The sequence below is a fragment of the Alkalihalophilus marmarensis DSM 21297 genome (assembly GCF_000474275.2).
In the GTDB taxonomy this organism is placed as follows: domain Bacteria; phylum Bacillota; class Bacilli; order Bacillales; family Bacillaceae_D; genus Alkalihalophilus; species Alkalihalophilus marmarensis.
Genome location: NZ_ATAE01000006.1, coordinates 71,940 through 90,525 on the forward strand (window position 1 = coordinate 71,940; position 18,586 = coordinate 90,525).

Genomic DNA, 18,586 nt, shown 5'->3' on the forward strand with positions numbered 1-18,586 from the left:
GGAGAGGGTGTATATGCAAAAAGATGTAAGCGAATTCCTGCACTACATCCAGATTGAGAGAGGCCTTGCTGAGAATACGATTCAATCGTATCGCCGTGACCTGTTAAATTATGCGAAGTTTTTACAAAACGTCATTGATATTCAAACGTTTAAGGATGCTACACGTCACATGATTGTAGATTACCTTTTCTTCTTAAAGGAGCAGGGTCGAGCTGAAGCGACGATTGCAAGAACGATAGCGTCGATTCGTGCTTTTCATCAATTTTTGCTTAGAGAAAAATTAAGTGAGCAAGATCCTTCTGTTCACCTTGACATACCTAAAGCTTCAAAGCGCCTGCCAAAAGTGTTATCATTGGAAGAGGTAGAAGCGTTGTTAACAATTTCTGGACAAGATCATTTATCTATTCGCAACCGTGCAATGATGGAAACATTATATGCAACAGGCATGCGCGTCTCAGAATTGATTAATCTAAAGTTAACAGATACCCATCTATCAATGGGATTTGTGCGATGTATAGGTAAAGGGAATAAAGAAAGAATTATTCCTTTAGGTCAGCAAGCAACGAAAGCGCTTCAACTCTATTTAGAGCAAGCAAGGTCTACTATGCTTAAAAAGAATAGACATGAATATGTTTTTGTAAATCACTACGGGAGGCCGCTGACAAGACAGGGGTTCTGGAAAATTGTAAAGAAGTTAGCTGAAGCTGCTAAGATTGAGAAAGAATTGACTCCACATACGCTTCGCCATTCATTTGCAACCCATCTACTTGAAAACGGGGCTGATCTCCGTGCTGTTCAAGAAATGCTCGGACATGTTGATATATCTACTACTCAAATTTATACTCATGTCACAAAAACACGAATGAAAGACGTCTATGCTCAATACCATCCTAGAGCATAATCGTTTTTTTTAATAAAAGAGGTCAGACTTCTGACATCTATGATTATTAGCAAAACTCACCAAGAAAAGGGAAGACTATGGTAGGAATGTAAAGGGGGCACTTTTAAATGAGCAATCAATTTAAGCGCGTATTTTTAATTGTGATGGATTCAGTAGGTATTGGAGAATCTCCTGATGCAGCAAGGTTTGGAGATGCAGGTTCTGATACATTAGGACATATTGCAGAAAAGATGAATGGACTAACAATGCCCAATATGGCAAAGCTTGGTTTAAGTCATATTAAGGAAATAGATGGGGTAGAAAAAGTAGACAAGCCTATCGCTCATTACGGTAAAATGCAGGAAGCATCTAACGGAAAAGATACGATGACAGGCCATTGGGAAATTATGGGCTTGGATATCCAAGAACCATTTCAAGTCTTTCCAGAAGGTTTTCCGCCTGAATTAGTAGCAGAGCTTGAACGCCAAACTGGCCGCAAAGTGATTGGTAATAAAGTAGCTTCCGGGACAGAAATTCTTGATGAACTAGCAGATGAACATGTTAAAACCGGAGCGCTGATTGTTTATACTTCAGCAGATTCTGTCTTACAAATCGCCGCGCATGAAGAGATTGTGCCAATTGAAGAATTATATGATATTTGTGAGAAAGCAAGAAAGCTGACACTCGATCCTAAGTACATGGTTGGCCGAATTATTGCTCGTCCTTTTATTGGTACGCCAGGTTTATGGAAGCGTACAGCGAACCGTCATGACTACGCTTTGAAGCCTTTTGAGCGTACAGTTATGAATGAGTTAAAGGATAGCGGATTAGATTCCATTGCTATCGGCAAAATTTCTGATATTTACGATGGCGAAGGAATTACAGAAGCGATTCGTACTGTGTCAAATGATGATGGGATGGAAAAATTGGTTGGGACGATGTCAAAAGATTTCACAGGAATCAGCTTTTTAAATTTAGTTGATTTTGATGCGTTGTATGGTCATCGCAGAGACCCGATTGGGTACGGCGTGGCACTAGAGCAGTTTGATCGTCAGCTAGAAGAGGTATTTGCTCAGTTAAGAGAGAATGATTTATTAATCATTACAGCTGACCATGGAAATGATCCTACTCATCCAGGCACAGATCATACACGTGAATATGTTCCATTGCTTGTGCACTATAAAGGGCAGACAGAAGCTAAAGATTTAGGGATTCGTCAAACATTTGCTGATATTGGAGCAACAATTGCTGATAACTTTAATGTGACTCTACCTAAACACGGAACAAGCTTTTTAGGCGATCTTTAATTAATAGGGGGATAAAAAATGGTAAACAAACAAGCACTACAAGAAGCAGCAGCGTATTTACAAGAGAAAATGGGTGAAACACCATCAATTGGCTTAATTCTTGGATCAGGCCTTGGTGTACTAGCTGAAGAAATCGAAAATCCTGTAAAGATTCCTTATAACGAAATTCCTAACTTCCCAGTTTCTACAGTGGCTGGACATGCGGGTCAACTAGTTATTGGTACACTTCAAGGTAAGCAAGTTGTAGCGATGCAAGGCCGCTTTCATTTCTATGAAGGGTACAGCATGGATGTTGTCACGTTCCCTGTTCGTGTAATGAAAGAGATCGGTGTCAAGCAGATTATTGTAACAAATGCTGCAGGAGGCGTGAACGAATCATTTGAAGCAGGAAACTTAATGATTATCACTGATCATATTAATAACATGAATGCAAATCCACTAATTGGACCTAATGATGAGGCATTCGGTGTACGTTTCCCTGATATGTCAAATGCTTATTCAAAAGAATTAAGTGAACTTGCCAAAACACAAGCTTCTCAGTTGAATGTTGAACTGAAAGAAGGAGTGTATGTTGGTAATTCAGGTCCTTGCTATGAGACTCCAGCAGAAGTTCGCATGATTCGTAAAATGGGCGGCGATGCAGTCGGTATGTCAACGGTCCCTGAAGTTATTGTAGCCCGTCATGCTGGTCTTGAAGTACTAGGTATTTCATGTATCTCAAATATGGCAGCAGGTATCCTGCCACAGCCATTAACACACGATGAGGTAATGGAAACGACAGAACGAGTCAAATCAGACTTCCTATCCCTAGTAAAAGCCATCGTAAAAGAAATGTAAGAAGAAAGGCGGAAGCGACTGTTCTGGCATGCGGAGAAATAAGGGGGAGCGATTTGAAGTCGCACTTTGACTTCAATCGATGCACCGTTTTATCCCGCAGGACAAGGAGCTGCAGCTGGAGGTTTGCCAAAAAGAAGCGTTCTTTGCTTCGTTTGGCAAAGTGAAGGTGCCGATTATCTGAATCATGGAACTGGACATAGAAAGGCGGAAGCGACTCGATAAATACGAATTTATAGCCTCATAAGAAAAGCTAGTATTTATATGAATTTTATATCATCTAAAGGAGCGATTTTAATGGAAAACATGTTAGAGAAAATTAAGCAGTCAGCTACATATTTAGAAGGGAAAATCGAGACAAAACCTCAGATTGGTCTAATCTTAGGCTCTGGTCTTGGTGAGCTTGCAGATGAGATTGAAGATGCTGTTAAGATTCCTTACTCAGATATTCCTAACTTCCCTGTATCTACTGTTGAAGGTCATGCAGGTCAGCTTGTTATTGGTAAGCTTCATGGGAAAGATGTCGTAGCAATGCAAGGCCGCTTCCATTATTATGAAGGCTACACGATGCAAGAGGTAACATTCCCTGTACGTGTAATGAAGCAAATTGGTGTTGAATTAATGGTTGTTACAAATGCTTGCGGCGGCATGAACAAGAACTTTGAACCAGGCGATCTAATGATTATTACGGATCAACTAAACTTCACAGGTGATAACCCGCTTATTGGTGCTAACTTCGAGGAGCTTGGACCACGCTTCCCTGATATGAGCAGTGCGTACACTACTGAGTATGTTGATTTTGTGGAGAAGACAGCTAATAATTTAGATATTAAAGTTCAAAAAGGTGTATATGCTGGCGTAACAGGACCTACTTACATGAGTGGTGCTGAGCTTGTTATGCTTCGCAACTTAGGCGGGGATGTAGTTGGAATGTCCACGGTTCCTGAAGTGATTGTAGCTAGTCACGCCAGTATGAAAGTTATTGGTATTTCATGTATTACGGATATGGCGATTGGCGAAGAACTGCAAGGAATCACTCATGAAGAAGTAGTGGAAGTAGCAAACCGTACAAAACCAAAATTCATTAAGCTTGTAAAAGAAATTGTTTCTACAGTAGAAGTGTAAAAGCAGCACTCTAAGATGAGGGAGATGTTTGGGAAATGCGCATGGTAGATATTATTGAGAAAAAGCGTGATGGCTTAGAGTTAACGAAAGAAGAAATTCAGTTCGTTATTGAAGGCTATACAAATGGAGATATTCCAGAATATCAGATGTCAGCACTCGCAATGGCGATCTTTTTTAAAGATATGAGTACAGCAGAGCGTGCCGAGTTAACGATGTCAATGGTGAAATCAGGGGATCAAATTGATCTTTCTGCTGTAGAGGGTATAAAAGTGGATAAGCACTCTACAGGCGGTGTTGGTGATAAAACGACGATTGCCTTAGCTCCTTTAGTAGCGGCACTTGGTGTGCCTGTAGCTAAAATGTCTGGACGCGGCTTAGGCCACACAGGCGGAACGATTGATAAACTCGAAGCGATTCCAGGCTTCAGTGTAGAAATTGAAACAGATAAATTTATTGAACTAGTCAACAAAAATAAGTTAGCGGTGGTTGGCCAAACGGGGAACTTAACACCGGCGGATAAGAAACTTTACGGTCTGCGCGATGTAACAGCAACCGTGAATTCTATTCCACTGATTGCAAGTTCAATTATGAGTAAGAAGATTGCATCTGGTGCAGATGCGATTGTTCTTGATGTGAAAACGGGTTCTGGGGCGTTCATGAAAGAGTTGGATCAATCAAAAGAGCTTGCTAAAGCGATGGTTGAGATCGGGAACAGCCTTGGCCGTAACACTATGGCGATCATTTCAGATATGAATCAGCCGTTAGGTTTAACAGTCGGTAATGCTCTTGAAGTAAAAGAAGCGATTGATATGCTGCGCGGTGAGGGCCCTGAAGACCTTCGCGAACTATGCTTGACGCTTGGAAGCCAAATGGTATATTTGGCAAATCAAGCGAGTTCCGTTCAGGAAGCTCGTCAAAAACTTGAAGAAGTGATTTCATCTGGTAAGGCTCTTGAAACATTAAAAACGTTTATTGAGGCTCAAAATGGTGATCCTTCTATTGTAGATGATCCAGAAAAGCTGCCGAAAGCTAAGCACTTAATAGAAGTTAAAGCGAAAGAATCAGGTTCAGTTTCTGCCATTGTTGCGGACAAAATCGGTACAGCTGCTATGTTATTAGGTGCTGGACGAGCAACGAAGGAATCTGAAATTGATCTTGCTGTTGGACTTGTATTAAATAAAAAGATTGGTGATAAAGTAGAAGCAGGCGATTCTATTGTTACCCTTCATAGTAACAATGAAGATGTGCAAAATGTCATTGACATGGTACTAAATGCGTACTCTATTACAAGTGAAAATGTGGAAAAACCAACATTAATTTACGATGAAATTCATTAAGACTAAAAACAGCCTTTTTACATAAAAAGGCTGTTTTTATGTTTAAAATGGAACAAGAACGTTAATACATAAGTAAGTACCCAATTTAGTAGCAAAAAGGAGAGTGTACGTCATGGCAGAAGTAATGTTTACAGCACAAGCAAAAGCAAAAAATGGAAGAAATGGACATGTAACCTCTAATAATGGTGTGATTGACCATAAGCTGGTTATGCCGACAGGAGGCAATTCTGATAAGGACGGAACGAATCCTGAGCAATTATTTGCAGCAGGCTACGCCGCTTGTTTCGACGGAGCACTTAACTTAATGGCTAAAAAATCCAATGAAGACATTGATTCTGAAATTGAAGCAGAAGTAAGTTTGTTAAAGGATCCATCAGATGATGGCTTTAAAATTGGAGTTACGTTAAATGTATTTATTAAAGGTGTCTCTCAAGCCACGGCGGAAGAATTGACACATAAAGCTCATGAGTTTTGTCCGTACTCTAAAGCGACGCGCGGTAATGTCGATGTTAATTTAAATGTAAAAGCAGAGTAATCCAGTGCCCTTTATCTTTTTAGATGAAGGGCTTTTTGGTTGAACGTCAAAGATCTGAAACAAGCAAAAAGATACCATTATTTTCAAATTTAAGATACAATGGTGGCAGATAAGAAAGAGCCCATTATGTTTTAGGAGTGACTGTTTATGAATGGTGTTAGTCTTGTTTTAGAAGGCGGCGGAATGAGAGCTGTTTACACAGCTGGTGTGCTTGAAGCTCTGATGAAACATGAAATTGAAATCCCTCATGTGATAGGAGTTTCTGCTGGAGCGTGTAATGGGTCATCTTATGTGTCTAAGCAAATTGAAAGAAACCGTAAAGTTAATATTGATTATATCGATCGGCCGGAATATTTAAGTTTCAAAAACTTAGTAAAAACGAAATCGATTTTTGGGTGGGATTTTATTTTTAATACGCTTCCTAACGAACTTGAACCTTTTGATTTTGAAACATTTAAAGATTCTCCGCAAACGTTCACCATTGTAACGACGAAACTAGATACAGGTGAGCCTTACTACTTCGATAAACATTTACCAAAAGAAGATCTTTTAACTGTTTTGAAGGCATCAAGCAGTATCCCGATGCTTGCACCGCCTGTTACATACAAAAATGATGTGTTTTTTGATGGCGGGGTAGCAGATCCGATTCCAATAAAACGTTCCATAGAAGAAGGACATCAAAAGCATGTGATCGTTCTAACTCAAAATAAAGGGTATCAAAAAACCCCTATGAAATTTACGCGTTTTGCAAAATGGCAATTCAAAAACAATCCAGCTTTCTTGCAAACCATGCTCACACGTTATCAAAGGTATAATCAAACGTTAAAACGAATTGAAGAGATGGAGGCAAGTGGTGAAGCGTTTGTTATTAGACCCAAAATGCCCGTCCGCGTCTCAAGGCTAGAAAAGAACAAAGAAAGGCTCGCTGCTCTTTATAATGAAGGGGCAGAGGATATGCTGAGCGAGATGAATAAATTCGAACGTTGGTTAGCCAAGTAATGCAAAGCTAGGACAAATTGTTCTAGCTTTTTTATCCTTCCTCTTTCTAGATAGACATCTCTATGATATTCTAGAATAATACAAATAAGAACAGATGTTTCTTTTTTGATTTTCATTAGAAAGAGAGCTTTATACATATGACAGGAAAAACACATGTAGCCGGAGGGCTTGCATTATGTATGGCAGCAGATACCTTTTTGCTGCCTCATAGCGGAACACCGCTTTATTATGTTGCGGGGATGGCTGGAGCGTTAATCCCTGATATATGCCATATCCACTCTAAAATTGGAAGGAGGCTTCCTCTTTTATCTAGAGCCATCTCATCTATATTCGGTCATCGGACGCTCACTCACAGTCTGCTTTTTTTAGGAATATGGGCGTTGATTTTTCATGTCTTTTTCGCAGAGTATACGATGATACGAGATGGATTGATTGTAGGTATGATTAGTCATATTATTTTAGATGCAAGTACAGTGAGGGGAGTACGATTATTCTATCCACTAGACTTTCGAGTTCGTCTTCCGTTCTACATTCGAACCGGTGGAGCTTTCGAGAGAGTCTTATTCTTAGCTTTGTCTCTTTATATTGTCATTTATTCACTCGATACTCTTAAAGGATGGCTGTAGTTTTACTTTATCTTTAACAATTCGTTCACTCTTCTTTCTGCGCTTTTGTGGTAAAGTAATTTTCATAGGTGAAAGAAGGGGGTCCTATGTTTGGCTAAAAAAATAGAAAATATATTAATCGTTGCGTGGCTTACCTCATTTACTGCAATGCTTGGTTCCCTGTACTTTTCTGTGGTCCGTCAATTTGAGCCATGTTCGTTGTGCTGGTATCAACGTATATTGATGTACCCAATTGTGATTATTTTGCTTATTGGGATTATACGAAGAGATACAACAGCTGCTATTTATTCTTTCGTTTTTTCGATTATAGGGATTCTTGTTTCCTCTTATCATTACGCAAACCAAAAGCTCCCTTTCTTGCAGGATGCTGTCCCTTCCTGCGGGAGAGTCCCATGCAGCGGGCAGTATATTAATTGGTTCGGTTTTGTAACGATCCCGTTTTTAGCTTTAACAGCATTTACGATTATTGCTGTATGCAGCTTAATCATCATTCGTAATACTAAGGAGAGAGAGTAGAGATGAAGAAGGTACTTGTTTTTGGTGGCATCGTAGTCCTATTATTTGGGTTATTAGCAGTTGTTAATTCTATGAAACAATCTCAGCTAGCAGAGGGAAATCCATTTGGAAAAGAACGGATTGCTCCAGCAACAGCCGAGTTAATAAACGATTCAAACTATCAAAATGTCATCTTGCCAGAAGAGCTTGAGGAGATCCTTGAAGATAATGGGGATGTAACGGTGTATTTTTATAGTTCTACTTGTCCTTATTGTAAGGAGGCCACACCAAGGCTTGTACCGATCAGTGAAGAATTGGGAGTAGACCTTGTTCAATATAACCTTACTGAATTTGAGGATGGTTATTCTGATTATCGAATTGAATCCACACCAACACTCATCCATTATGAGGATGGTGAAGAGGTTAACCGAATTGTAGGCAGCGCTCCAGATGATGAATATAGAGCGTTTTTTGAAGAACACGTAAATAATTAAACAATAAAGCAATCAACGTTTTAATGTTGGTTGCTTTTTTTATATTTAGAAGCTATTGACAACTTTAATCGTTTATCGATATAATCTGATAAAACAAAGTTGTTTAGTAGGCTTTAATGAGAGGTGTGTGTTGAATGCGTTTTAGCTATGTAAGTCATTTATACTGTCCGAAATGTTCTGCAACATATTCTGCAGATGAAAAAAATAATTTGTGTTCATGTGGTTCACCATTACTAGTGAGTTATGATTACAACTCATTAAAAGAAAAGTGGAAAAAAGAAGATTTACTACATAGAGAGCCTAATTTATGGCGTTATCATGAATTGCTGCCAGTAAAAAAGAAAGAGAACATCGTTTCTTTAGGAGAAGGGATGACTCCATTACTTTCTATGGGTAAGCTCGGTGAAGAGTATGGAATTACAACATTATTGATGAAAGATGAAGGGTTAATTCCTACCGGTTCGTTTAAAGCAAGAGGATCAGCAGTTGGTGTTTCTAAAGCAAAAGAACTTGGTGTAGAAGAGCTTGCTATGCCTACAAACGGTAATGCAGGAGCAGCGTGGTCTCTGTATGCTGCGCGTGCTGGGATTAAAAGTCATATCGTTATGCCAAAAGATGCCCCGATGATTACGAGACAAGAGGTTCATGTGGCTGGCGCTGATTTGAAAGTGATTGACGGTTTAATTAGTGACGCAGGTAAATTAGTAGGGGAAGCTGTAAGTGAATATGGCTGGTTTGATGTATCAACATTAAAAGAGCCTTACCGGATTGAAGGTAAAAAAACAATGGGGCTTGAAATTGCAGAACAATTGAATTGGGAACTCCCTGATGTGATTTTGTACCCAACTGGAGGAGGAGTCGGCTTAATTGGAATATACAAAGCACTTAAGGAATTAGCCGAAATTGGTTGGATTGAAAAAGAAAAGCTTCCTAGGCTTGTAGCTGTTCAGGCAGAGGGATGTGCACCAATTGTTAAAGCATTTGAAGCAGGAGGTAAAGATTCTGAATTTTGGAATGACTCTGTAACTGCAGCTTTTGGAATTAATGTGCCTAAAGCACTTGGTGACTTTCTAATTCTTGAAGCGATCTATGAGACAAAAGGTTGTGCAATTGCGGTGTCAGATGAACATATTTTACAAGAGCAGCATCATATTGCCGAAAGAGAAGGAGCATTTATTTGTCCGGAAGGGGCTGCGACATTTGCGGCTGCAAAAAAATTACGTCAAGATGGATGGATTAAAGAAAATGAAACCGTCATATGCTTAAACACAGGCATGGGAATCAAGTATCCCGAGACGGTTCCGATGAATGTGGCTGTCCGCTCAAAAACAGAACGATTATAGGGGGATGAAGATGAAAAAGCCATCATTGTTAACTCAAATTTTATTGGCATTTGTTCTGGCCACCATCGTCGGGTCAATCTTTGGTTCTTCTGCAGAAGTTGTCAGTCCCTTAGGTACCTTTTTCTTACGACTAATTCAATTTGTGATTGCACCGCTCATTTTAGCGACCCTTGTCACAGGAATTGCAAGTCTTGGAAGCGGTAAGAAATTAGCTAGGCTTGGTGCAAAAACCGTCGGTTTCTTCTTAACCACCACTTTACTTGCTGTATCGCTAGGTCTTGCGATTGGATTTTTATTCTCTCCTGGTGAAGGGTTAAATATTGAACCGCCAGCTGCAGGTGCAGTTGAGGTAAATGAAACAGAAGGATTTGTTACAACACTTCTAAATATCATTCCTACCAATCCATTTGCAGCCCTTGCTGAACAAAATATTTTACAAATCATCTTCTTTGCAGCTGCTCTTGGTATAGGGATAACGGTAGTAGGAGAGAAGGCCATTCCTGTCAGACGATTTTTTGAAGGGTTTGCTGATGTGTTACTGCGTATCACAGGGGCTATTATGAAGCTTGCCCCAATTGGTGTATTCGGGATCATGGCTCCTATTGTCGGGAATTACGGGCTAGAAATTTTACTACCTTTAGGTAAAGTAATACTTGCTGTTGCTGTAGCATGTATCTTACATGTCGTAATTGTTTATGGTTTAGCAGTTAAGACTTTAGGTAAAGTCAGTCCACTGCATTTCTTTAAAGGTATGGCACCTGCAGCTCTTGTTGGTTTTACCACTTCAAGTAGTGCAGCAACGCTGCCTGTTACGTTGAAAAATGCACAAGAGAGAGTCGGTGTATCAAAAGAAACGAGCAGTTTTGTTTTACCGCTCGGGGCAACGATTAACATGGACGGAGGAGCTATTTATCAAGGGATCGCGGTGTTGTTTATTGCTCAATTTTATGGGATTGAGCTGACAATGCTCCAGATCTTTACTGTTATGCTGACGGCTACTCTAGCATCTATCGGTGCGGCAGGGGTGCCAGGTGCGGGTTTGATTATGCTTGCGATGGTTTTAAGCTCTGCTGGACTTCCGATTGAAGGCATTGCCTTAGTAGCAGCGATTGATCGTATTCTAGATATGTTTAGAACAGGAACTAATATCTTAGGTGATGCAGCAGCTTCGGTTGTCATTGATCGTTCTGAGAATAAGAACAAACCTATTGAAGCAAATGAGCTTGCTTCATAGAAGAAACACCCTGTGCCGTCTTAGGTACAGGGTGTTATTATTTTAGGGCTATGGTATTTACCTGTATAGTAGAGTCCTTCTTAAATATTGACTGTAGTTTTTACCCTTTTTGACAACCATACTGCCGTTTCATTGAATAGTCTATTTTCAAAAGCATGGCTTGAAAAGGTATGATCTCCTTTTTCTATGAAAATACGATTTGCATCTTTAGCGGCAGTAACAAAATCATGAGCATTGGATTTTGGAACTTCTTGGTCTTCATCACCGTGAATGATAAGTACAGAGCCATTAAAAGTTGAAATAGAAGTGAGAGGATCATGACGCTTTAAGTCTTCAAAGAAAGATTTACTTAGTTCAAAGCCTTGGTAATCATAGACACCATTCTTCTTAGCAGACATAACCGCATCCTCCGTAGTAATGGATACAATATCATCATATGGTCGAGCAACAGGTGCCCAAAGCACAACTTGATTAAGTTGAGGGATTGTAGGTGAGGTTAATGCTGTAACTGCTCCCCCTAAACTATGACCTACAAGAGATATACGATTAGGATCTACACCCTCTAGTTCCATAGTATATGAAATCACTGATTTAAGCTCGTCTACTTTCTTTGTTACACTAATATCTCTATAATGGCCATCACTTTCACCACAGCCGCTAAAATCAAATCTTACACAAATATAGCCTAAAGAACTGAAGTAGCGTGAAGCTTTCACAAACATTCTGTGTTCACCAATTTTATTGCCCACAAACCCATGAATAAAAATGAGGGCAGGTGCTTCTTTCTCAATCGATTGTTCAGGTGTATGTATTGCGGCCGATAAATTATACTCACCTGAAGGAATGGTAATATGTTTGCTTGCCATCCGTCTCACGCTCCTTTGTGTTATTTAGTTTATTATAAAGAGTACAACCCAAAATAACAATAAAAATTCTAATTGTTCCGGGTGGTTTTGTCGGAATAGAGAATAATTACTGTAAAAAGCTTTGCTGATAAGGCTACCGAGGCTTGCGCCATTTTATTGGTGCAAGTCTCTTTTATATTAAGAATAAAAATAGTCTTTATCTAAATTTAGGTAGATTTAGAATGTAAGAGATATAAGGGAATACAAGGAATGTTTTTGAATTCTTAAAAGAACATCCTAAAGTATCTACAATCTATACTCCTTGCCTCCTAAACCATAAAGGACATAATTTACATTCAAAGCAGGCTAAGAGATTTTGGCGGCTTTCCTTTCCGGAAGGCTATTTTTAATTTGATTATTTACCTAGTTATTATTGATCGAACATGTATAAAAAAGAAAACATTGGTAAAAATGGTGGGTAGCAAACTTAGGGACATCTTGTTTTTTGAGGCTTCCTTAAGAGGACTATGAAAATGATGAGATGGAGGTCGGATGGGATGCGGAAAGTCTTATCTACACTATTAGCTATCATACTTGTATGTATGGTGGCAGCACCAATGGGATATGCAGCTGAAAAGCAGGCTAATTTAGCAGAAAATGCTTCATCAGCTATTGTGATCGAGCGCGATACAGGAGAAGTGTTATTCGAGAAAAACAGCCACGATCAACTTCCCCCTGCTAGTATGACGAAAATTATGACTATGCTTTTAATTATGGAAGCAATTGATGAAGGTTCTCTTTCCTACGATGATAAAATTCGCACGAGTGAAAACGCGGCATCAATGGGTGGTTCTCAAGTGTTTTTAGAGCCAGGTGAAGAAATGACGGTTACTGATATGTTAAAAGCGATTGCTGTTGCCTCAGGAAATGATGCATCAGTAGCAATGGCTGAACACCTTGGCGGTACGGAAGAGGAATTTGTCTCAATGATGAATGAAAAAGCAAAAGAGTTGGGGCTCGAAAACACGAATTTTATGAACTCTAACGGATTACCTGCAGAAAATCATTACACTACAGCGTATGATCTAGCGATGATCTCAAAAGAGCTGCTTAAGTATGAAGATATTACAAAATTTACAGGTATATATGAAGATTACTTAAGACAGGATTCAGAAAATAAGTTTTGGCTTGTGAATACGAACAAGCTTGTAAAGTTTTATCCTGGAGTTGACGGTCTTAAAACAGGTTTTACAAGAGAAGCAATGTATTGCTTAACAGCAACAGCACAAAAGAACGATATGCGTGTCATTTCTGTGATTATGGGAGCACCTACTCCGAAAGAAAGAAACGCTCAAATTACAGAGATGCTTGATTATTCTTTTAGTCAATTTAAAACGCATAAACTGTATGAGAGAGACCATGTTTTAGCTGAAGTGAAGGTTAGTAAAGGGGATAAAAATCAAATTCCTGTACAAACCTCAGAATCTGTATCGATTTTAACCAAAAAAGGTGAATCGATTGATGACGTGACAGAGCGTATGGAAATCGATCAGCAATTGCATGCTCCACTTGCTAAAGGAGATCCAGTTGGAACATTATATATCGAAAGAGCTGGAGAGGTTCTAAGTGAAACGCCGCTTGTTGCCGGTGATGATGTAATGGATGCTTCTTGGTGGAAGTTATTTAAAAACGTATTATCAAAATTTAGTGGCAAATAAATCACATAGTAGAAATTAATCGTATGGTGGAACTAGATCGTCTTATTAGGCGAATGAAGACTACTTTTTACGAATGTAAACTAGTTTTGTCATATGGCAGGTATAGGAGTGGAAAAAGGCGAAATTCTCTCTAGCAAAACAAACAGGGGGTCCTGTATGTGAGACTTAGAGGGAGTGATCGAATGAGTTTAGTGATGGATTTAGAGCGAAAAGGAAGTGTGCTGCTCGTTAGACTTGAAGGCGAGCTTGATCATCACACTGCTGAAAAATTACGTAAACAAGTAGAAGGTCACCTAACCGATGCGAGTGTCAAGCATATTGTTCTTAATCTTGAACAGCTGTCTTTTATGGATAGTTCAGGACTAGGAGTGATACTTGGACGCTACAAACAAGTAAAAGCAAATGGAGGAGAGATGGTTGTTTGCGCCATTTCACCAGCAGTTAAACGTTTGTTTGAGATGTCAGGATTGTTCAAGATCATCCGTCTTGAGGAAAATGAACAATTTGCATTAAAGACATTGGGGGTGGCCTAATATGCGTAATCAAATGGATTTAACCTTTTCTGCCTTAAGCGAAAATGAATCATTCGCACGTGTAACCGTTGGCGCTTTTATTGCTCAGCTTGACCCTACGATGGATGAGATGACAGAAATTAAAACAGTTGTTTCAGAAGCAGTTACGAACTCCATCATTCACGGGTACCATAATAAACCAGAAGGTATGGTCTATATTCATGTCACTCTTGATAACGGAGTCATTGAATTAACGATTCGAGATGAAGGTATGGGAATTGAAGATATCGAAGAGGCCAGGCAGCCTCTTTATACAACGAAGCCTGAGCTTGAGCGTTCTGGTATGGGCTTTACGATTATGGAGAACTTTATGGATGAAATTAAGGTCATCTCTGAGCCGATGATTGGTACGACGGTTTATTTGAAAAAGCATTTAACTAATAGCAAAGCGATTTGCAATTAAGGAGTTTTGCCTATGGATGTCGAGGTAAAACAAGTAAAGAAGAAAAAGGAAGCTCACTTTTCTGATAAAGAGGTCAAGGAGCTCATTGCCCGAAGTCAGGAAGGTGACCAACAAGCGCGTGATCTGATTGTAAACCGCAACACAAGACTCGTGTGGTCTGTTGTGCAAAGGTTTATGAACCGTGGGTATGAAGCAGATGATTTATTTCAGATCGGATGTATCGGTTTAATTAAATCCGTTGATAAATTTGACCTTTCCTATGATGTGAAATTCTCAACGTATGCTGTTCCGATGATCATTGGAGAAATTCAACGCTTTTTACGAGATGATGGGACAGTGAAAGTAAGCAGATCTATTAAAGAATTAGGAAATAAGATCCGCAAAATGAAAGATGAATTAACTAAGTCTCTAGGACGTGTGCCCACTGTTAATGAAATTGCTGAACAGCTTGAGATAACTCCTGAAGAAGTGGTATTCGCTGGTGAGGCAAGCAGATCGTTAACGTCTATACATGAAACAGTTTATGAGAATGATGGAGATCCGATCACTTTGCTTGACCAGATTGCCGATCAAACAGAAACAAAATGGTTTGATAAAATTGCTTTAAAAGAAGCCATCCGTGACCTCGATGAGCGAGAGCGGCTGATTGTCTTCTTAAGGTATTATAAAGATCAAACGCAATCAGAAGTGGCGACAAGACTTGGCATTTCCCAAGTCCAAGTTTCTCGATTAGAGAAAAAGATCCTTGAACAAATGAAAGAAGTCATGGGGGAGCAAATATAGACGTGAGAAAGCAGCCTATTGGGCTGCTTTTTTGGTGTGTGATAAGAAACTAGATGCTAGGAAGTGTAGCCCCCCTTTGTACCTTGCATGTTTTCTTCCGATCTTTCTCATACTAAGTGATAACTCATATGATTAAGGGTGGTGAAAAAATGGGGGATGCTGAGGTATACATTCGAATGAAGCAACGGATAGAGGCGGATATGAATCAATCATTAACAGTCGGAGATGTGGCCCATATCGTCACGAATGAACCTAGTTTGAACCAATTACTTCACATACCAATTTATCAAATCACAAAGCAAGATAAGAATCGGGTTGTTATTGATGTTATGCAAGTCATTTATGCAATCAATACTCACGTAAAATCTTTAAGTATTCAAGCCGTAGGTGCCGCACAGACGATTATTGAAGTAAATGTTCAAACTAAACCGTATAAAGTGGTCTATGTCACGCTGATCTGGTTTTTATTATTTGTCGGAGCAGCACTGGCTATTATGAATTTTCATGAAGATGTAAGCATGAGAGAAGTCCACGGTCAAATTTATTATTTAGTAACAGGAAAAACTATTGCCAAACCGCTTCTGCTCCAGATTCCGTATTCCATTGGCCTTGGCCTCGGGATGATTCTATTTTTTAATCATATCTTCAAGAAAAGACTTAATGATGAACCTAGTCCCCTTGAAGTAGAAATGTTCAATTATCAGCAGAATTTGGATCAATACGTCATTATGGATGAATTACAAGTCACGCGTAATGATGCAGATCAAACTGTATTAAAAGAGAGTGGTAGGAAGGGAAATGGTTATTGAAGCAGTAGCTGTTATGTTTATTGGTCTAGCAGGAGGAATTGCTGTTGGAAGCGGATTGGTTGCTTTTCTTACAGTTTTAGGAATTGCTCCTAGAATGACACAGTTAACGAAGACTCATCAATCGATTCGTGCGTATGAAGGAGCGATAATTTTAGGGGCACAAGCTGGTGTGTGGGCTAGTTTTACTCCCTTTTCCCTTATGCTCCCAAGCATCTTCCTTATTCCTATTGGCCTTGCATGCGGAATGTTTGTCGGAATGCTTGCGGCCGCTTTAACAGAAGTATTAAATGTCTTTCCACTCCTCGCTAAAAGGATTGGGGTCACAGAGAAAATCGTTATATTAATGATGGCTATCGTTTTTGGAAAAATAGCAGGCTCGCTCATTCAATGGTTGTTTTTATAGGAGGTGAGGCAATGTGTTAACTGATGAACAAAAAAGGTATCAAGCAAATATTGAATTATATCATTCAAAAAGACCGGTGTTCTCAAACAGTCTTAAGGCGTTTATTGTCGGGGGCGCAATTTGTGCACTAGGACAATGGATTAACAATGTTTATATGAATATCTTTGACCTTACCCAAAAAGAAGCGATGAGTCCAACTTTGGCAACGTTAATCTTGGCAGCGGCTCTTCTAACAGGATTTGGTGTCTATGATAAGCTTGGACAATTTGCGGGTGCAGGCTCGCTTGTTCCGGTTACCGGATTTTCTAATGCCATGACTAGTGCGGCACTTGAACATAAAAGTGAAGGACTGGTGTTTGGGATCGGGGCGAACATGTTCAAGTTAACAGGAGCAGTGATTGCTTTTGGAGTGTTATCAGCTTATGTAGTCGGACTCACTCGATTGCTTGTTCAGATGCTTATTCAATAAAGGAGCCACTTTTATGAGAGTAGGAAAAACGACTTGGCAGTTTAATCAGCCGGTATACCTTCAGTCCACTGGTACAGCCGTTGGGCCGGTAGAAGGTGAAGGCCCGCTTGGAACTAATTTTGATAAGGTGTTTGAAAGTCTATACTGCGATAAAGAGAATTGGGAGCTCGCTGAGAGGGCTTTGATGGAAGAAGCTGTTCGAATAAGTCTAGAAAAAGTAAATATGAAGCCAGAAGATATAGATGTAATGTTAGCGGGTGATCTTCTTAATCAAATTGTTACCTCTAATTATGCCGCTAGACAGCTGAGTATTCCTTTTCTCGGCATGTTCAGCGCGTGTGCCACTGTCATGGAAGCTGTGGCTGTAGCAGCTGTACTGATTAACAGCCATTACGTCTCAAACGCTCTTGTTGCAGTAAGCAGTCATCATTCTACAGCTGAAAGACAGTTTAGATATCCGACTGAATTTGGCGGACAGAAACCAGAGACAGCCAGTTATACCGTAACAGGGTCAGGAGCAGCCGTTCTTAGCAATCAGCCGAGTGCGATTCGGGTTAGGCAAGCAACCATTGGACAAGTAGTAGATATGGGAGTAACTAATCCTCTTGATATGGGATCGGCAATGGCCCCGGCTGCAGCTAAGACGTTAATTAATCATTTTAAGGATACAAAAAGGGATCCTTCCTACTATGATTTGATCGTTACGGGTGACTTATCACGTGTAGGAAGTTCAATTTTGCGCAAGCTAGTAGATGATGAAGGATATACCTTAGGAAATAATTACGAAGATTGTGGAATCATGATCTATCATCAGGAGCAGCCTGTATTTGCTGGAGGCAGCGGAGCAGGTTGCCCTGCTGTTGTCACATTTGGCTATCTAATGAAGGAGATGGAGAGAGGTATCATAAAACGTCTTTTGGTTGTCGCAACCGGCGCTTTATTAAGTCCTTTAATGATTCAGCAAAAAGAAACCATTCCTTGTATTGCCCATGCTGTGTCATTTGAGCTAGAGGAGGATAGTTGATGGAATATGTCATTGCATTTATTGTAGGGGGGATTATTTGCATTATAGGGCAGCTTCTCTTAGATGTAGGGAAATTATCTCCTACTCATACATTAAGCGCCTTGGTAGTACTCGGTGCATTACTCGACGGCTTCCATTTATATGATCGTTTAATTGACTTTGCAGGGGCGGGAGCGACCGTTCCGATCACAAGCTTTGGTCATTCACTCGTTCACGGGGCGATGGCAGAAGGTGAGAGGTTTGGGTTTCTTGGTGTGGGAATGGGCATTTTTGAAGTGACATCAGTAGGTATATCATCAGCAATTTTATTTAGTTTTTTAGTTGCTTTAGTTTTTAAGCCGAGGGGGTGAA

At 39.8% G+C, this 18,586-nt stretch carries 22 protein-coding genes and 1 pseudogene; 22 read left to right on the forward strand and 1 reads right to left on the reverse strand.

The genetic code is table 11. The features are described 5' to 3' along the window. Nucleotides 1-13 precede the first annotated feature (13 nt). From xerD to A33I_RS03325, 12 genes are all read left to right on the forward strand, one after another. Complete coding sequence (gene xerD / locus A33I_RS03270) at nt 14-901, forward strand: site-specific tyrosine recombinase XerD (RefSeq protein WP_022627028.1); 888 nt, start codon at nt 14-16, stop codon at nt 899-901. Between the two features lie 107 nt (nt 902-1,008). Further along, entirely contained in the window at nt 1,009-2,187 is a 1,179-nt protein-coding gene (gene deoB / locus A33I_RS03275) for a phosphopentomutase (protein ID WP_022627029.1), read from the forward strand. A gap of 18 nt (nt 2,188-2,205) precedes the next feature. Next, a complete protein-coding gene (locus A33I_RS03280) occupies nt 2,206-3,024 on the forward strand; it encodes a purine-nucleoside phosphorylase (RefSeq protein WP_022627030.1) in 819 nt (272 codons plus the stop codon). Nucleotides 3,025-3,318: 294 nt separating this feature from the next. Beyond that, nucleotides 3,319-4,146 carry a purine-nucleoside phosphorylase gene (locus A33I_RS03285; RefSeq protein ID WP_012958365.1) on the forward strand — a complete coding sequence of 276 codons (828 nt, stop codon included), beginning with the start codon at nt 3,319-3,321 and terminating at the stop codon, nt 4,144-4,146. 35 nt (nt 4,147-4,181) lie between these two features. Then, complete coding sequence (locus A33I_RS03290) at nt 4,182-5,483, forward strand: pyrimidine-nucleoside phosphorylase (protein WP_022627032.1); 1,302 nt, start codon at nt 4,182-4,184, stop codon at nt 5,481-5,483. Nucleotides 5,484-5,595: 112 nt separating this feature from the next. After that, nucleotides 5,596-6,018 carry an organic hydroperoxide resistance protein gene (locus A33I_RS03295; RefSeq protein WP_022627033.1) on the forward strand — a complete coding sequence of 141 codons (423 nt, stop codon included), beginning with the start codon at nt 5,596-5,598 and terminating at the stop codon, nt 6,016-6,018. A gap of 147 nt (nt 6,019-6,165) precedes the next feature. Then, nucleotides 6,166-7,017: a patatin-like phospholipase family protein gene (locus A33I_RS03300; protein ID WP_022627034.1), complete on the forward strand. Its 852-nt coding sequence runs from the start codon at nt 6,166-6,168 to the stop codon at nt 7,015-7,017. A gap of 137 nt (nt 7,018-7,154) precedes the next feature. Next, on the forward strand, nt 7,155-7,643 hold the full coding sequence (locus tag A33I_RS03305; protein WP_022627035.1) for a metal-dependent hydrolase: 489 nt from the start codon (nt 7,155-7,157) through the stop codon (nt 7,641-7,643). A 90-nt stretch (nt 7,644-7,733) separates the two neighbouring features. Then, nucleotides 7,734-8,159 (forward strand): disulfide formation protein C, encoded by a 426-nt coding sequence (locus A33I_RS03310; RefSeq protein WP_022627036.1) that lies wholly within the window; start codon nt 7,734-7,736, stop codon nt 8,157-8,159. Nucleotides 8,160-8,161: 2 nt separating this feature from the next. After that, on the forward strand, nt 8,162-8,632 hold the full coding sequence (locus A33I_RS03315; RefSeq protein ID WP_022627037.1) for a thioredoxin family protein: 471 nt from the start codon (nt 8,162-8,164) through the stop codon (nt 8,630-8,632). A 134-nt stretch (nt 8,633-8,766) separates the two neighbouring features. Next, nucleotides 8,767-9,975, forward strand: a complete 1,209-nt coding sequence (locus A33I_RS03320) for a threonine synthase (RefSeq protein WP_022627038.1) — start codon at nt 8,767-8,769, stop codon at nt 9,973-9,975. Nucleotides 9,976-9,985: 10 nt separating this feature from the next. Next, on the forward strand, nt 9,986-11,209 hold the full coding sequence (locus tag A33I_RS03325; protein WP_022627039.1) for a dicarboxylate/amino acid:cation symporter: 1,224 nt from the start codon (nt 9,986-9,988) through the stop codon (nt 11,207-11,209). Between the two features lie 80 nt (nt 11,210-11,289). Here A33I_RS03325 and A33I_RS03330 read toward each other — a convergent pair whose 3' ends face one another. Beyond that, nucleotides 11,290-12,075: an alpha/beta hydrolase family protein gene (locus tag A33I_RS03330; protein WP_022627040.1), complete on the reverse strand. Its 786-nt coding sequence runs from the start codon at nt 12,073-12,075 to the stop codon at nt 11,290-11,292. Nucleotides 12,076-12,326: 251 nt separating this feature from the next. On the opposite strand from A33I_RS03330, the pseudogene A33I_RS21495 reads away from it, so the two are divergent. The 10 genes and pseudogenes from A33I_RS21495 to spoVAE form a co-directional block, all read left to right on the forward strand. Next, nucleotides 12,327-12,464, forward strand: a pseudogene (locus A33I_RS21495) (PLP-dependent transferase); the annotation flags it as partial. A 147-nt stretch (nt 12,465-12,611) separates the two neighbouring features. After that, entirely contained in the window at nt 12,612-13,772 is a 1,161-nt protein-coding gene (locus A33I_RS03335; protein ID WP_022627041.1) for a D-alanyl-D-alanine carboxypeptidase family protein, read from the forward strand. Between the two features lie 182 nt (nt 13,773-13,954). Further along, on the forward strand, nt 13,955-14,305 hold the full coding sequence (gene spoIIAA, locus A33I_RS03340) for an anti-sigma F factor antagonist (protein ID WP_012958376.1): 351 nt from the start codon (nt 13,955-13,957) through the stop codon (nt 14,303-14,305). 1 nt (nt 14,306) lies between these two features. Then, a complete protein-coding gene (spoIIAB, locus tag A33I_RS03345) occupies nt 14,307-14,747 on the forward strand; it encodes an anti-sigma F factor (RefSeq protein ID WP_022627043.1) in 441 nt (146 codons plus the stop codon). A gap of 12 nt (nt 14,748-14,759) precedes the next feature. Beyond that, nucleotides 14,760-15,530: an RNA polymerase sporulation sigma factor SigF gene (sigF, locus tag A33I_RS03350; protein ID WP_012958378.1), complete on the forward strand. Its 771-nt coding sequence runs from the start codon at nt 14,760-14,762 to the stop codon at nt 15,528-15,530. A 149-nt stretch (nt 15,531-15,679) separates the two neighbouring features. Continuing rightward, complete coding sequence (locus tag A33I_RS03355) at nt 15,680-16,339, forward strand: stage V sporulation protein AA (protein ID WP_022627044.1); 660 nt, start codon at nt 15,680-15,682, stop codon at nt 16,337-16,339. Beyond that, on the forward strand, nt 16,329-16,742 hold the full coding sequence (locus A33I_RS03360; protein WP_022627045.1) for a stage V sporulation protein AB: 414 nt from the start codon (nt 16,329-16,331) through the stop codon (nt 16,740-16,742). The genes A33I_RS03355 and A33I_RS03360 overlap by 11 nt, the downstream gene beginning before the upstream one ends. Before the next feature lie 13 nt (nt 16,743-16,755). Further along, on the forward strand, nt 16,756-17,211 hold the full coding sequence (gene spoVAC / locus A33I_RS03365) for a stage V sporulation protein AC (RefSeq protein ID WP_022627046.1): 456 nt from the start codon (nt 16,756-16,758) through the stop codon (nt 17,209-17,211). 13 nt (nt 17,212-17,224) lie between these two features. Then, complete coding sequence (spoVAD, locus tag A33I_RS03370; RefSeq protein ID WP_022627047.1) at nt 17,225-18,235, forward strand: stage V sporulation protein AD; 1,011 nt, start codon at nt 17,225-17,227, stop codon at nt 18,233-18,235. Next, nucleotides 18,235-18,585 carry a stage V sporulation protein AE gene (gene spoVAE / locus A33I_RS03375; protein WP_022627048.1) on the forward strand — a complete coding sequence of 117 codons (351 nt, stop codon included), beginning with the start codon at nt 18,235-18,237 and terminating at the stop codon, nt 18,583-18,585. The genes spoVAD and spoVAE overlap by 1 nt, the downstream gene beginning before the upstream one ends. Nucleotide 18,586: the final 1 nt, after the last annotated feature.